The sequence below is a fragment of the Pseudoalteromonas sp. MT33b genome (genome assembly GCF_014117385.1).
Classification (GTDB): domain Bacteria; phylum Pseudomonadota; class Gammaproteobacteria; order Enterobacterales; family Alteromonadaceae; genus Pseudoalteromonas; species Pseudoalteromonas lipolytica.
Genome location: NZ_CP059831.1, coordinates 843,991 through 857,534, shown reverse-complemented (window position 1 = coordinate 857,534; position 13,544 = coordinate 843,991). Strand labels below are relative to the sequence as shown.

The 13,544-nt window shown below is 40.8% G+C and carries 12 protein-coding genes; 6 read left to right on the top strand and 6 right to left on the bottom strand.

The features are described 5' to 3' along the window. The first annotated feature begins 70 nt into the window (after window positions 1–70). Both mtnN and H3302_RS04005 read left to right on the top strand, forming a co-directional pair. A complete protein-coding gene (mtnN, locus tag H3302_RS04010; protein WP_065978410.1) occupies window positions 71–778 on the top strand; it encodes a 5'-methylthioadenosine/S-adenosylhomocysteine nucleosidase in 708 nt (235 codons plus the stop codon). 1 nt (window position 779) lies between these two features. After that, the gene (locus H3302_RS04005) at window positions 780–1,733 is read left to right on the top strand and encodes a regulatory signaling modulator protein AmpE (RefSeq protein WP_182396173.1); all 954 of its coding nucleotides are present in this window, start codon (window positions 780–782) and stop codon (window positions 1,731–1,733) included. 55 nt (window positions 1,734–1,788) lie between these two features. Here the strand turns inward: H3302_RS04005 and tyrS are convergent, their stop codons facing one another. Then, on the bottom strand, window positions 1,789–2,988 hold the full coding sequence (tyrS, locus tag H3302_RS04000; RefSeq protein WP_065978412.1) for a tyrosine--tRNA ligase: 1,200 nt from the start codon (window positions 2,986–2,988) through the stop codon (window positions 1,789–1,791). Between the two features lie 395 nt (window positions 2,989–3,383). On the opposite strand from tyrS, the gene H3302_RS03995 reads away from it, so the two are divergent. Beyond that, window positions 3,384–4,700, top strand: a complete 1,317-nt coding sequence (locus tag H3302_RS03995; protein WP_036970468.1) for a peptidoglycan DD-metalloendopeptidase family protein — start codon at window positions 3,384–3,386, stop codon at window positions 4,698–4,700. A 62-nt stretch (window positions 4,701–4,762) separates the two neighbouring features. Here the strand turns inward: H3302_RS03995 and H3302_RS03990 are convergent, their stop codons facing one another. The 4 genes from H3302_RS03990 to H3302_RS03975 form a co-directional block, all read right to left on the bottom strand. Continuing rightward, a complete protein-coding gene (locus H3302_RS03990) occupies window positions 4,763–4,939 on the bottom strand; it encodes a hypothetical protein (protein WP_162898025.1) in 177 nt (58 codons plus the stop codon). A 105-nt stretch (window positions 4,940–5,044) separates the two neighbouring features. Beyond that, window positions 5,045–6,175, bottom strand: coding sequence for a sodium ion-translocating decarboxylase subunit beta (locus H3302_RS03985; protein ID WP_036970471.1), 1,131 nt, complete (start codon window positions 6,173–6,175; stop codon window positions 5,045–5,047). Window positions 6,176–6,185: 10 nt separating this feature from the next. Next, complete coding sequence (gene oadA, locus H3302_RS03980) at window positions 6,186–7,964, bottom strand: sodium-extruding oxaloacetate decarboxylase subunit alpha (protein WP_182396172.1); 1,779 nt, start codon at window positions 7,962–7,964, stop codon at window positions 6,186–6,188. Between the two features lie 15 nt (window positions 7,965–7,979). Beyond that, on the bottom strand, window positions 7,980–8,228 hold the full coding sequence (locus H3302_RS03975) for an OadG family transporter subunit (protein ID WP_065978414.1): 249 nt from the start codon (window positions 8,226–8,228) through the stop codon (window positions 7,980–7,982). Window positions 8,229–8,761: 533 nt separating this feature from the next. Between H3302_RS03975 and H3302_RS03970 the strand changes: the two genes are divergently transcribed. From H3302_RS03970 to H3302_RS03960, 3 genes are all read left to right on the top strand, one after another. Next, on the top strand, window positions 8,762–8,935 hold the full coding sequence (locus tag H3302_RS03970) for a DUF1328 domain-containing protein (RefSeq protein ID WP_036970480.1): 174 nt from the start codon (window positions 8,762–8,764) through the stop codon (window positions 8,933–8,935). Between the two features lie 52 nt (window positions 8,936–8,987). Continuing rightward, window positions 8,988–9,179 carry a hypothetical protein gene (locus tag H3302_RS03965; protein WP_036970483.1) on the top strand — a complete coding sequence of 64 codons (192 nt, stop codon included), beginning with the start codon at window positions 8,988–8,990 and terminating at the stop codon, window positions 9,177–9,179. Between the two features lie 201 nt (window positions 9,180–9,380). Continuing rightward, window positions 9,381–12,347 carry a TonB-dependent receptor domain-containing protein gene (locus H3302_RS03960; RefSeq protein WP_036970486.1) on the top strand — a complete coding sequence of 989 codons (2,967 nt, stop codon included), beginning with the start codon at window positions 9,381–9,383 and terminating at the stop codon, window positions 12,345–12,347. 51 nt (window positions 12,348–12,398) lie between these two features. On the opposite strand, the gene H3302_RS03955 is transcribed toward H3302_RS03960, so the two are convergent. Then, window positions 12,399–13,325, bottom strand: a complete 927-nt coding sequence (locus H3302_RS03955) for a hypothetical protein (protein ID WP_182396171.1) — start codon at window positions 13,323–13,325, stop codon at window positions 12,399–12,401. Window positions 13,326–13,544 lie beyond the last annotated feature (219 nt).

The window sequence follows — 13,544 nt, the reverse complement described above, 5'->3', positions numbered from 1 at the left end:
GTCTGCTTTTTTGTTTGTTTTATACATTTTTAGGTATAATCATCCTATTCAATCTAAGGAATCAAATATTATGCACGTTGGTATTATTGGCGCGATGGAGCCAGAAGTAAAAATTTTACGCGAAGCAATGGCAAACCCAAGCACGATGACAAAAGCAGGGTTTACATTCTACACAGGCGAATTAGCAGGTAATAAAGTAACACTTGTTCAGTCTGGTATCGGTAAAGTGGCGTCTGCGGTAGCGACCACGTTACTCATTGATAACTTTACACCTGATTGTGTGATCAACACCGGTTCTGCGGGTGGCTTTGAACCGTCATTAAATGTGGGTGATGTGGTTATTTCATCTGAAGTGCGTCACCACGATGTTGATGTTACTGCGTTTGGTTACGAAATCGGTCAAGTACCACAAATGCCTGCTGGTTTTGCAGCTCACCCAAAACTGATTGAAGCTGCAGAACAAAGCGTTAGCCAAATCAGTGATGTTAAGACCATGATTGGTCTAATTTGTACTGGCGACTCGTTTATGTGTGACCCGGTACGTATAGAAAAAACACGTGCTGAATTTCCTACAATGCTTGCCGTAGAAATGGAAGGCGCTGCAATTGCTCAAGCTTGCCACGTACTTGAAACTCCATTTGTGGTTATTCGTTCTATGTCAGATATAGCGGGTAAAGAATCACCGCAGTCATTTGAAGAGTACATTGAAACAGCATCAATTAATTCATCAAAAATGGTTGTGGCCCTATTAGAAAAACTGACCTCGGTGAGTTTATAAGGTGATTACACATTTTGTTCAAACCCATTTGGACATTATTGTATTTTTTATAGCGCTCCTTGCTGAGCGCTTTTTCCCCTTAGTTAGCTGGTATCACCCCAACACTTTTTTAAGCATTATATTCGCAGCCTTGGGAGAGCGTTTATATAACCGTTCAAACCCCACGAGTTATCAATATCTTGCCTCTACCCTTGCCTTTACTTTGACCGTTTTAGTGATTGTCATTCTCGTTGTGTTGTTCTTAGAGTTTGCTTTCTACCCCGAGTTACTGAATGGCTTAATCTTATATTTACTGCTAAGTAGCCGCTTACAAGAAAAGAAGTCGCTGCGTATTGCTAGACTCATAAAACAAAATCAAAAAGCTATCGCAAAAGAGCTACTATCGAGTTTGGTTGCACGTGATGTGTCACGACTTTCATCGCCAGGTATCTGTAAAGCCACCATGGAGTCATTGGTGCTGCAAAGTGCGAGGCATTATTTTGCCGTTATATTCTTTTATTTAATCGGCGGCCCTATTAGCGCAATCGTTTATCGTTTATTAACGCTTATTCACCAATCATGGCGTAAAAAGCAACAGCCAAATAGTCCATTTTTAAAACCTATCGCAAAGCTGTTATTTGTCCTTGAGTGGCTACCCACTCGATTAGTTGCCATCACGATTGCGGCAACCAATGCCAGTAAACACAGTATTCATTATATTAAATACTACGGTAGACATTTTTATCAAACGAATACAGGCTGGTTATTAAGTGTGACCTCAGCAGCCTTACACGTACAACTTGGCGGCCCCGCACTTTATCAAGGCGAACGTTACAATAAAATGCGCGTGGGCACCGAACGATTACCCACTGCCGATGATATTCCTGTGCTTGTAAACCGTTTAAATCAAGCAAAAGCATTCTGGCTGCTATCAATCGTTGCAATCGAAATAGCCACACTATTGCTCGTTAACTAATTGCGACAAAAAAACCAGCCGAAGCTGGTTTTTTGTTTTGCTTAGTATGGAAGTATTAAGCAACCGTGATCTTTGCAAACTTACGTTTACCTACTTGGTAAATCTCAGTGGTGCCTTTTGCAACTTCAAGCTTAGTATCTGTTACTTTTTCTTCACCATTAATTTTAACTGCGCCTTGCTTGATCATTCGCATTGCTTCAGACGTACTCGCTACTAAGTTTGCTTCTTTTAGCAAATTAGTGATAAAGACCGACTCTTCAGCGATGGTTACAGTCACTTCAGGGATTTCATCTGGTAAAGCATTTTTTTGGAATCGTTTGATGAAATCTTGGTGTGCACCTTCGGCTGCATCTGCGCTGTGGAAACGCGCAATTAATTCTTTAGCCAGTTCAATCTTAATATCACGCGGATTAACACCCTCTGCAACGCGTTGCTTAAGCGCAGCAATTTCTTCAATAGATAACGCACTTAGTAAGTCATAGTAACGCCACATTAGCTCATCACTAATTGACATCACTTTACCAAACATATCGTTTGGTTCATCAGTAATACCAATGTAGTTGCCTAATGATTTAGACATTTTTTGTACGCCGTCAGTCCCTTCAAGCAGCGGCATCATTAGCACTGTTTGTGGCTTTTGACCTTCGTCTTTTTGTAACTCACGACCCATTAGTAAATTAAAACGTTGATCAGTACCACCTAGTTCAACGTCTGCTTCTAATGCAACTGAGTCCCAACCTTGAACAAGTGGATATAAAAATTCGTGGATTGCAATAGATTGGCCACCGGCATAACGCTTTTTAAAGTCATCACGTTCTAGCATACGTGCTACTGTTTGACGCGCAGCCAGTTTGATCATGCCCGCAGCACCTAATGTCTCCATCCACGTAGAGTTAAATGCGACCGTTGTTTTAGCAGGATCAAGAATCTTAAATACTTGCTCTTTATATGTTTCGGCATTTGCAAGCACGTCATCACGGGTTAACGGTTTACGTGTCACGTTTTTACCCGTTGGATCACCAATCATACCTGTGAAATCACCAATCAAGAAAATCACTTCATGACCTAGGTCTTGGAAGGTTTTCATTTTATTGATAAGTACTGTGTGACCTAAATGTAGATCAGGCGCAGTTGGATCGAAACCCGCTTTGATCTTTAACTTCTTACCAGACTTTAATTTTTCAACTAATTCGTCTTCAATTAATATCTCTTCTGCACCGCGTTTTATCTCAGCTAGAGCGGTTTGTAAATCCACTGTGTATTACTCCAAAAATTCAGCTTACCGGGCGTGGTGGCCTATTAGGGTTAAAATAGAACTAAAACATTAAAATTTAGCTAGTTAGCGCCAGAAATACTGCACAAAAATAAAGCTAACTTAACCGTGTTAAGTAAAAGCCCCGAAGGCAGCGCGCGTGATTGTTCTTTATACCGCGTTATTGCATTTTAATGAAGGTACTTTAGTTAACTAATGCATAATTAGTTTAACTCTTGACATCTGCTGCAAATTTAATCAAAAAAGTTTAACGCGCCTACTAATTCTAGCGTAAAATAGCGCCAGTTTAAATCTACAAAACTCTGGTATTTGCTCTATTTTAGGTATATCCTGCAATATTAGTAATTAATTTTCTTGACAGCAGAAAAAGGCACGTTATGGTTCACGTTGTGCACAAACTCCCCAAAAAACACAAACTGCTTATTCTCGGTTTGGTTTCTGCTATTGCTGGCTTAGCATTATTACCTTCGGAAAAAGCCACCGCATCAAAGGATAACAGTGCGAATGCACTTGAGATTGGCAAGCGCTACGAATTACAAGTTAAAGTTGACGATAACGAAAAACTGACTGAATTAAATTCTGAGCAAGCAGCAGCTAAACTTCCAGAATACGACCTTATCGACCATGAAGTTCGCAATGGCGATAATTTAGCACTTATTTTTAAACGTGCAGGTTTTTCAGCACAAACATTACACAAGCTAATCAATACAAACGCTGAAACGCGTAAACTGACAAAAATTCATCCAGGTGAAGTATTAAGCTTTGCAACCGCAGAAGATGGCTCATTAGCACAGCTTCGCTATGTTATCTCAAAAACAGATACCTTATACGTTACCTTAAACGAAGAAGGTAACTACGACACCTCTATCGATAGTAAAGAGATAGAAACGCTGAGTAAATCAGCCGGTGGAGAGATTAATAGCAGCTTTTGGACATCAGGTATTGCCGCAGGCCTTAGCGAACGTCAAATTATGAACTTTGCTGATATTTTTGGTTGGGATGTCGATTTTGCCAATGATATTCGTAATGGCGACCAATTCGGTTTAATTTACGAAGCACATTATGTTGATGGTGAATACATTGGCGACGGTAAAATTATTGCCGCAGAATTTATTAACCAAGGCGAGCGCTACACAGCAATTCGTCATACAGATGGTAACTTTTACACTCCTGAAGGCCGTAGCATGAAAAAAGCCTTCTTGCGTGCACCAGTTAACTTTAAATATATTAGCTCTAGCTTTAACCCACGCCGTTTACACCCTGTAACAAAGACAGTTAAGCCACACAACGGTATCGATTATGCCGCGCGCACTGGCACACCGGTTGTTTCAGCTGGTAATGGTAAAGTGCTTAAGGCAGGCTACAGTAAGTACAACGGTAACTATGTTTTTATTAGCCATGGCACTCAATACGTGACTAAGTACTTACACTTAAACAAAAAAATGGTTAAAACGGGTCAGAAAGTGAAGCAAGGCCAAAAAATTGGTACGGTCGGTGCCACTGGTCGTGTAACAGGCCCACACTTACATTATGAGTTTTTGGTAAATGGTGTACACCGTAACCCTAAAACGGTAAAACTACCTAAGTCAGAACCCTTGCCTCGTGATGAGTTAGCCAAGTTTAAACCTATTGCAGATAACTTCTTAGCGCAATTACAGCGTAACCGTGAAATGCAATTAGCCTTAAACAAATAAGCTAAATTAATAATGACAAAGCCGCTGCACGTTGTAGCGGCTTTTTTGTGCTTGGCCCTAAATTACCTTACGAGTAAATAAATAAGCTGAATAACCATTGAGATCATCACCAGAGGCCAAATGTACTTAGCGTATTTAGTTGCGCCATCAAGGCCCAGTTTTGAATGGTACTTTTCAAGTAACGGCACCAGAATAACCAAGGCAATAAACAAGCAAAGTAAGATAACAAATATATTCATGGTGGCTTCCTAATGTAGACGGTAATGTAACCAGTTTATAGGCAAAAAAAAGCGCAGTAAAATTACTGCGCCAGTCGGTTGGAAGTAAAATGTGTAATCGATTTATTAACCTACAATCGCTAACAAAATACCTGCTGCAACAGCACTGCCTAGTACCCCTGCAACATTTGGCCCCATTGCATGCATTAACAAGAAATTATGCGGGTTACTTTCAAGGCCTACTTTATTAACAACACGCGCAGCCATCGGAACGGCCGACACTCCAGCAGCCCCTACTAGCGGGTTAATAGGTGATTTAGAAATCTTATTGAGGCCTTTTGCCATAAAGACACCAGACGCTGTACCAATGGCAAAAGCCAATGCACCAAGTACTAAAATACCTATCGTTTCGACAGTTAAGAACTTATCGGCAGCCAGTTTTGAGCCAACAGCAAGACCTAAGAAAATAGTGGTAATGTTAATGATCTCGTTTTGCGCACTATTACTTAAACGGTCAACAACACCAGACTCTCGCATTAAATTACCTAAACAAAACATGCCAACAAGAGGGGTTGCCGCTGGTAAGAACAAAATAGTTAGGCTCAATACCATAAGCGGGAAAATAATCTTCTCAGTTTTCGACACAGCACGTAATTGTGGCATTTGAATTTGGCGCTCTTCAGGCGTTGTTAAAGCTCGCATGATAGGCGGTTGAATTATAGGAACCAATGCCATGTACGAATAAGCAGCTACTGCAATGGCACCTAATAAATCAGGAGCCAATTTCGACGCTAAAAATATTGCCGTTGGACCATCGGCACCACCGATAATAGCGATAGCGGATGCATCTTGCAGGGTAAACTCAAAACCTGGAATAAAGTTAAGTAAAATGGCACCAAATAAGGTTGCAAAAATACCAAACTGAGCAGCAGCCCCCAATAACAACATGCGAGGGTTTGCAATTAAAGCACTAAAATCTGTTAATGCACCCACCCCCATAAAGATCAACAGTGGAAAAACACCTGAGTCGATACCAATGTGATAAACATAATATAAAAGCCCACCTGGGTCAGATAACCCAGCAACTGGAATGTTTGTCAAAATAGCGCCGAAGCCAATGGGTAAAAGCAGCAACGGCTCAAAATTACGTGCAATTGCCAAATACAGCAATAAGCACCCTACGGCAATCATAATCAAAGCAGGAAAGGTAAAGTTTGCTATACCCGTTGCATGCCAAAGGTTTAAAAGACCATCCATCTTCTATCCCCTACGCTAACGAAATCATAGCATCGCCAGTGGTAACTGAGTCACCTTCGGCTACTAAGATTTCAGCGACAGTGCCTGTATGTGCAGCACGGACTTCGGTTTCCATTTTCATTGCTTCCATAATGATAACCACATCGCCTTGATTTACCGTTTGGCCCGGCTTTACCTTAATTTTAAAGATATTACCCGCCAATGGCGCATTGAGCGTTTCACCCGCTGACGCTGATGCCGATTGTGGAATTAATTCGCTGTCTTTAAGAGTAACTTCTTTAAGCTCACCACCTTGCGCTACTACGACATCGTAAACTTTCCCATCAACTTTTACGCTATACTGCTCAGCTTTAACGGCATTTTTGCCTGACGTAGGTTGTTTACTTTCAGTCTGGGCAGTTTGAGCTGTTGGAACTGCTTCAAATGCATCAGGGTTATGGCGGTTTTTAATAAACTTCAAGCCAATTTGCGGGAATAATGCATAAGTAAGCACATCATCAATTACTTCATCAGCAAGCTCTAAGCCTTGCTCTTTGGCTTCTTTTAAAAGCTCGGCTTCTAATTTCTCAAGTTCAGGCTCAAGTTTATCAGCAGGGCGACAAGTAATCGGTTCAGCACCATCAAGGACGCGTTCTTGCAGCTCTTTATTCATTGGCGCTGGTGTCGCACCATATTCACCTTTAAGTACACCGGCAGTTTCTTTAGTGATTGTTTTATAACGCTCACCAGTTAATACATTAAGTACCGCTTGTGTTCCTACTATTTGTGAGGTGGGTGTAACAAGCGGAATGAACCCTAAGTCTTCACGAACACGCGGGATCTCAAGTAATACTTGGTCTAATTTATCTGCTGCACCTTGCTCTTTAAGCTGGTTTTCCATGTTAGTTAACATGCCGCCAGGCACTTGTGCTAGTAAAATTCGACCATCAACCCCTTTTAAACTGCCTTCAAATGCCGCATACTTTTTGCGAACATCACGGAAGTACGCAGCAATTTCTTCAAGTTGATTTAAATCGAGTTCAGTATCGCGCTCTGTGCCTTCAACAATTGACACAATTGTTTCAGTGGCACTGTGGCCATACGTCATACTCATTGACGATATTGCGGTATCAAGCATATCAATACCCGCATCAATTGCTTTTTGATATGTTGCAGTGCTAAGCCCTGTAGTCGCATGACATTGCATAGCAATCGGAATTGAAACTGTCTCTTTCAACCCTTTAATGAGTTGCTCACACTCATACGGTTTTAATAAACCCGCCATATCTTTAATACAAATAGAGTGGCAACCAAGCTCTTCTAATTGTTTAGCAAGTTTTAACCACATATCAAGCGTATGAACAGGGCTTACCGTATACGAAATAGTCCCTTGCGCGTGCGCTCCCACTTTAACAGCCGCTTTAATCGCCGTTTCTAAGTTACGTACATCATTCATCGCATCGAAAATACGGAATACATCAACGCCATTTTTATGGGCGCGTTCAACAAATTTTTCAACAACGTCATCAGCATAGTGGCGATAACCTAAGAGATTTTGACCGCGTAATAACATTTGCTGTTTAGTGTTTGGCATTGCCGCCTTTAGCTCACGGATACGCTGCCAAGGGTCTTCACCTAAATAACGGATACAGGAGTCAAAAGTAGCTCCCCCCCATGATTCAATAGACCAATAACCTGCATGATCAAGCTTTTCGGCAATAGGCAGCATATCATCTAGGCGCATACGCGTTGCTAATAGAGACTGATGCGCATCACGCAATACTAATTCGGTTAGTTTTAATTTAGCCATGTTCAAGCTGCTCCGTTATTGTTGTTTATTTCTAAATTGAGCGATAGCAGCGCTGATAGCTGCAATATGTGCCGGTGGTACCCCTTGCTGAGGCTGTAATTTTGCGGTTCGGACTGGAACTGAGCTCGCAGAGTTTTCAAATCGCCCCAACAATTTCGACATCAGCAGTACGGCTGAAATCAAAATACTGAGAAAGATAAATACACCCACCATACCCGTTAGCATTAAGCTGGCTGCGGTTGTAAGTAAGCCACCAATATCCATACTGCTCCCCTCGCTACTCAGAATAAAAAAACACTTAAATCGAATATTTATACATTTATAATAACAAACAAAACTTATTTTTAAAGCTTTATTGTAAATTGGTAAAACCAATTAATTACAGAGTAACACATCAAACAATTAATTAACACCAAGCCATTACGGCAATTAACTACCCAATATAGACGATAAAAATACTCAATATAGTCAAAAGTTATATGTAAAAATAGTTAACTGTGTAACGTAGCAGCGTAAAAATCAGCTAAAGCAAGGGGTTTGGTAACTTGTATGCCATACAGGTTAAATTGGTCTTACCAAGAAAACATAATCACAGGCGTCCACTTTCAGCATAGAAGTTGAAAAATTATCACTATGAATAAGTTACATGATCACTCGTAATAATTACCAAACGACACGCCACAAAAAAAACCGAAAACAAAACTAACAAATTGAAAAATAAGGACTTTAAAACTTTGGTATGGAACTCGCTTCAGTCTAATCAACCGAAACGAAATTAAATAACCAAGGAGAACATTATGTTACGCTGGACAGTTACTTTTTTAGTTATAGCGCTAATCGCTGCAGTGTTAGGTTTTGGCGGTATTGCAGGGGCCGCAGCAGGCATAGCTAAAATCATATTTTTTATATTCTTAGTTTTACTTGTTATTTCACTTATATCAGGTGCTCTTAGAGGCAATGTACCTAAGTAATAACAAACCAACAGCAATTTACTTTACTAATTTATTTACAAGGAATTTCATTATGAAAAATTCAACTTTAAAAGCAGCTACTATCGCCCTATTTTCAGCTTTATTTATTATGGGGTGTGAAGACAACACAGCAGAAGAAGCTGGTGAGCGCATTGATGAAGCAGTAACCGACGCTCAAAATGCAGTAGAAGATGCATGCGAAGAAGTTAAAGAAGGTGTAAAAGCAGAAGAAACTAACTGCTAAAAATAGAGACTTTACGAAAAAAAGCGGCTTTATAAGTCGCTTTTTTTCGTAAAGCATTGGTATTTTTGAAAAACATATACAAAATAACGAAGTATTTTTTTACTTTTACCTAATATATATACTAAGCTGATATTGCTAAGAATGGACTATCAGCAGTATTCCATTGTTTTCTAGCCAACTATAATTTATTGGGAGATAACAATGTTAACCAGCAAACTATCTAATGCTATAAGATTAGCAATTAGTACAGGCTTCGTGTCATCAGTTTTACTGTATGCACCAACAAGTTCAGCCGAAGAAGAAACTGAAGCAAAAAAAGATCTCGAAGTGATATCAGTCACCGGTAGTCGGATTAGACAACCTGGTGCGGTCTCTGCAAGCCCTATTGTTTCAATTGGAGAAAAAGAACTAGGTTATCAACAAGAACCTGAAGTAGAGCAAATCCTTAGAACCCTTCCCTCAACAATCCCTGGAGACGGTAGTAACGTAAATAATGGCTCTGGCGGTGCAGCAACCATTAACTTAAGGGGCTTAGGTTCACAACGCTCTTTAGTGTTAATGAATGGTCGCCGGATGATTCCATACAACTATAATGGGTCTGTTGATAGCTCAACAATCCCCACAGCCCTCATTGAAAGAATTGACATTATTACCGGTGGTGCTTCTGCGGTATACGGCTCAGATGCGATTGCAGGTGCTGTGAATGTAGTCTTAAAAGATGACTTCCAAGGCGTTGATTTAGACTTTAAGCACTCTGAAACAGGTGATGGTGATGGCGATAAAGACAGCATAGCTCTGACAATCGGCTCTAATTTAGAAGATGATAAAGGCAATGTGGTTCTCTCTTTAGGCTGGAGCCAACGTGATCAAATCTTACTGGGTGACCGTCCGTTGGGCCTACTCGGTATAGAAACTAAAACAGGTGCTAACTACGAGCAATTCCTCAATGGTGAACCCCCAATTCCAGCACCAGCAGATTGTAGCGGTCCAAACTCTGTTGAAAGTGGCGGTTCAACAACAGCATTCCCTACGAGATTTGCGATTGTAGGTGCGGGTACAACAGGTTCTGGGCAATTTAGAAATGACGGAACATTGCAACCAGACACCTGTAGTGTATTTAACTTTAACCCTTATAACTTCTACCAAACACCTTCAGAGCGTTATTCTGCTACAGCCATTGCTAAATATAACTTAACTGATGAGCATAAAGTATATTCAAGCTTCAACTACACAAATACCAGTGTTGATACTCAGGTCGCACCATCTGGAACATTTGGTTCAAGCTTCAACTTACCGCTTGCTAATCCACTAATTGGTGACCAAGCTAGACAATTTATGATTGACGGGGCAACAGCAGCTCTGGCAGCTGGAAGCTTAGATGATAGCAACTGGCAAGACGTCAATGGCAATGGTATCGTTGATAGTGAAGACTATTTAAAAGTTCAACTTCGCCGTAGAACGTTAGAACTTGGCGCAAGAACAGAACGTTATGACAGTGCGCAATTCCAACTTGTAACTGGTGTGACAGGTTTCTTCCTTGATGACTGGGAATACGATGTTAGCTACCAATATGGTGAATCTAACAGAACCACAGTGCGTGGCGGCTATACTAACCTAACTAATATTCAAAATGCTCTTGATACAACAGATGGTGTCACTTGTAAAAATGGTGATTCTAGCTGTGTGCCAATCAATTTATTTGGTGGTTTCGGTACAATCACTGAAGAAATGGCAGGATACGCTCAAGCAATCGCCCTACAACAGCAAAAATACAGCCAAGAAATTTTCACCGCAACGGTTAATGGCGCCATTAATTTTATCGAAATTCCAGGTGCAGGTGCGCCACTTTCGATGAGCTTTGGTTATGAAAATCGTCGCGAAAAAGGCCTTTTTGAACCGGATGAATGTTTAAAACTTGCCCCTGCAAGCTGCCAAGGGGGAGCAGGTGGTAACCAGCTACCAATTTCGGGTGGCTTTAAAGTTGATGAGGTATTTTTAGAAGGTTACCTACCTGTGTTAGATGGGTTACCTGGTGCTGAAACACTTGATGTTGAATTTGGTTTCCGCTGGGCAGACTATGACACTGTTGGTAGTAACGAAACTTGGAAGCTCGGTTTTAACTGGCGCCCTGTAAGTGATGTACTTGTTCGTGTAATGCAACAACAAGCAACACGTGCACCTAATGTTGGTGAGATTGCTTCACCTGTAGTCACAGGCTTAGACAATGCACAACAAGATCCTTGCTCTGTCGCAAATGCCGCTAATATTGATGCAACGTTGAGACAACTTTGTATTTCAACTGGCATGACTGACGCGCAAGTAGGTAATGTACAAGATGTAATATCTGGTCAAGTGCAAGTTATCAGCGGGAGCGATCCTTTGAACCCACCTGGTGCTGAAGAAGCAGAAACATTTACTGCGGGTATTGTCTGGACGCCTGAGTTCAGTGCAGTTGAAAACTTTACAATTACACTCGATTACTACGATATTGATATTGATAATATTATTGGTAACTTCTCAGCTCAGGAAATTCTGGATGCATGTTATGTACTTGGCGATGCAAACGAGTGTGCAAAAATCAACCGCATTGGGGGTGATTTAACAATTGCTGGCGCGGGTATTGAGCAATTTACGACCAACTTAAAAAACCAACGCGCCGAGGGTGTAGAGCTTGGGTTTAATTTTGGTATTTTGCTTGATGATATGGGCGAATTGCAGTTCTCTGGTAATGTAAACAAATACCTAACTCAAGAATCACAAAGTTCCAGCACTGCCCGCATTATTGACTGTAAAGGGTATTTCAGCACAAGCTGTGATCCTGTTTCTGAATTACGCTGGGTACAACGTACTAGCTGGATTTGGGAAGACTTTACGGTTTCATTACAATGGCGCCATATAGATGGTGTTGATGTTGAGCCAATCGAAGCACCTAATGTTTTTGAAGAATTCAGAAGTATTGAAAGCTACGATTACTTCGATTTATTTGCCAGCTATCATGTTACCGAATACATGAATGTTACATTCGGTATTGATAACATGTTTGAAAAAGAGCCACCTGTAGTGGGCGGTGAAGCTGGTGATACAAGCTCAAACTCAGGTAACACATTCCCAAGTAACTATGACGTTTTAGGTCGTCAATTTAAAATGGGTGTGAAGTTAAAGTTTTAATAACTTAAAACCAGAGCGGCTTATAAAGCCGCTCTTTTTTTACTTAATTTTTTACTTACATTGAACAGTTAATACCTTCCCTGACGCCATACTGTTAATTTGCCAATTACCATCGACTAAACTCACCTTCGCTATATCACTTACTTCAAAGTCGCCGGGTACATTCAAACGGGTTAAATTATCAGCCAGTTGCTGCTGACAGTATGGGGGTGTATCACCATGCATTACCAACACCGGCTTATCAGTGCGCTTTGCAAAGTCATTGATTGCATCTCGATATACTTTAAAGGCGTCGCAGTCGCTTCGGCGTGAATCAGCGCATGGCTGCTTTTTAGTTGAACGATAGATATCGGCTTGAAAGCCAAACACATATGCTTTCGCACTCTGATTAACTAACGCCTGATTTAACCAATTTACATTAAGCTTGTCTCGTGTATCGGCCGCATCGAGTGCAACATGTTTATCAGTTTTTAGTATTTGAGAGCGGCCATTAAACGTACCAGGTATATGCAAAGTGCGAAACTCTATTCCGTCAAACTGCCAGCGAGCGTTTTCAAGCATATCGGCCTGCTGTGTAAAGCCCTCTAGCTGCTTCGCTTTTTTAACGTATGCTTCGTCATACATTAATCCTTTAACGTAGTTTAATCGCTCAAGTTCATCAAAACGGGGATTTAGCGTAGCACGGTCACAGTCGGTCCATTCATTGTCGCCAGGCGTGTAAATAAATGGCTGAGAAGAAAGAGAAGTAAGTAGTTTTTTATTGCTTGTTAAGAGTTCATTGGTACATGCAAGAGAGCCAGATTTCATATCACCTAAATGCATCAAAAAGCCATGAGGCGTAGTCGCAACAGCTTTTGCTAACTTGCCATTGGGCTTAGCAAGGTTAATTTCATCAATCGGTGTATAAGGCAAGTCGGCCATAACTAAAAACGAGTTAGTGGCCACTGTAAGAGCTAAAGATAATGAGCTAAAGAGCATAATATTTTCGCCTAAAAACACATTTACTTAAACGCATTCACTTAAACTCTAGGCAGCTTAATTAAATAAGCTGTTTAGAGACAGGTAAAACGGGCAATAGCAAGGCAAAAAGCTTCATCATTACGTTGTTCTAGATAGAAACTTTTAACGCAGCTAGCGTCAGGTTTAATCCCTCTGAATAATTAAGTAATATTGCAGGTTGGTATAAGCTCTCATAAT

Excerpts from the sequence above, each read along its gene's own strand:
- mtnN (WP_065978410.1), top strand. The coding sequence starts at position 71 with ATGCACGTTGGTATTATTGGCGCGATGGAGCCAGAAGTAAAAATTTTA.
- H3302_RS03995 (WP_036970468.1), top strand. The coding sequence starts at position 3,384 with ATGGTTCACGTTGTGCACAAACTCCCCAAAAAACACAAACTGCTTATT.
- H3302_RS03990 (WP_162898025.1), bottom strand. The coding sequence starts at position 4,939 with ATGAATATATTTGTTATCTTACTTTGCTTGTTTATTGCCTTGGTTATT.
- H3302_RS03985 (WP_036970471.1), bottom strand. The coding sequence starts at position 6,175 with ATGGATGGTCTTTTAAACCTTTGGCATGCAACGGGTATAGCAAACTTT.
- oadA (WP_182396172.1), bottom strand. The coding sequence starts at position 7,964 with ATGGCTAAATTAAAACTAACCGAATTAGTATTGCGTGATGCGCATCAG.
- H3302_RS03975 (WP_065978414.1), bottom strand. The coding sequence starts at position 8,228 with ATGGATATTGGTGGCTTACTTACAACCGCAGCCAGCTTAATGCTAACG.
- H3302_RS03970 (WP_036970480.1), top strand. The coding sequence starts at position 8,762 with ATGTTACGCTGGACAGTTACTTTTTTAGTTATAGCGCTAATCGCTGCA.
- H3302_RS03965 (WP_036970483.1), top strand. The coding sequence starts at position 8,988 with ATGAAAAATTCAACTTTAAAAGCAGCTACTATCGCCCTATTTTCAGCT.
- H3302_RS03960 (WP_036970486.1), top strand. The coding sequence starts at position 9,381 with ATGTTAACCAGCAAACTATCTAATGCTATAAGATTAGCAATTAGTACA.
- H3302_RS03955 (WP_182396171.1), bottom strand. The coding sequence starts at position 13,325 with ATGCTCTTTAGCTCATTATCTTTAGCTCTTACAGTGGCCACTAACTCG.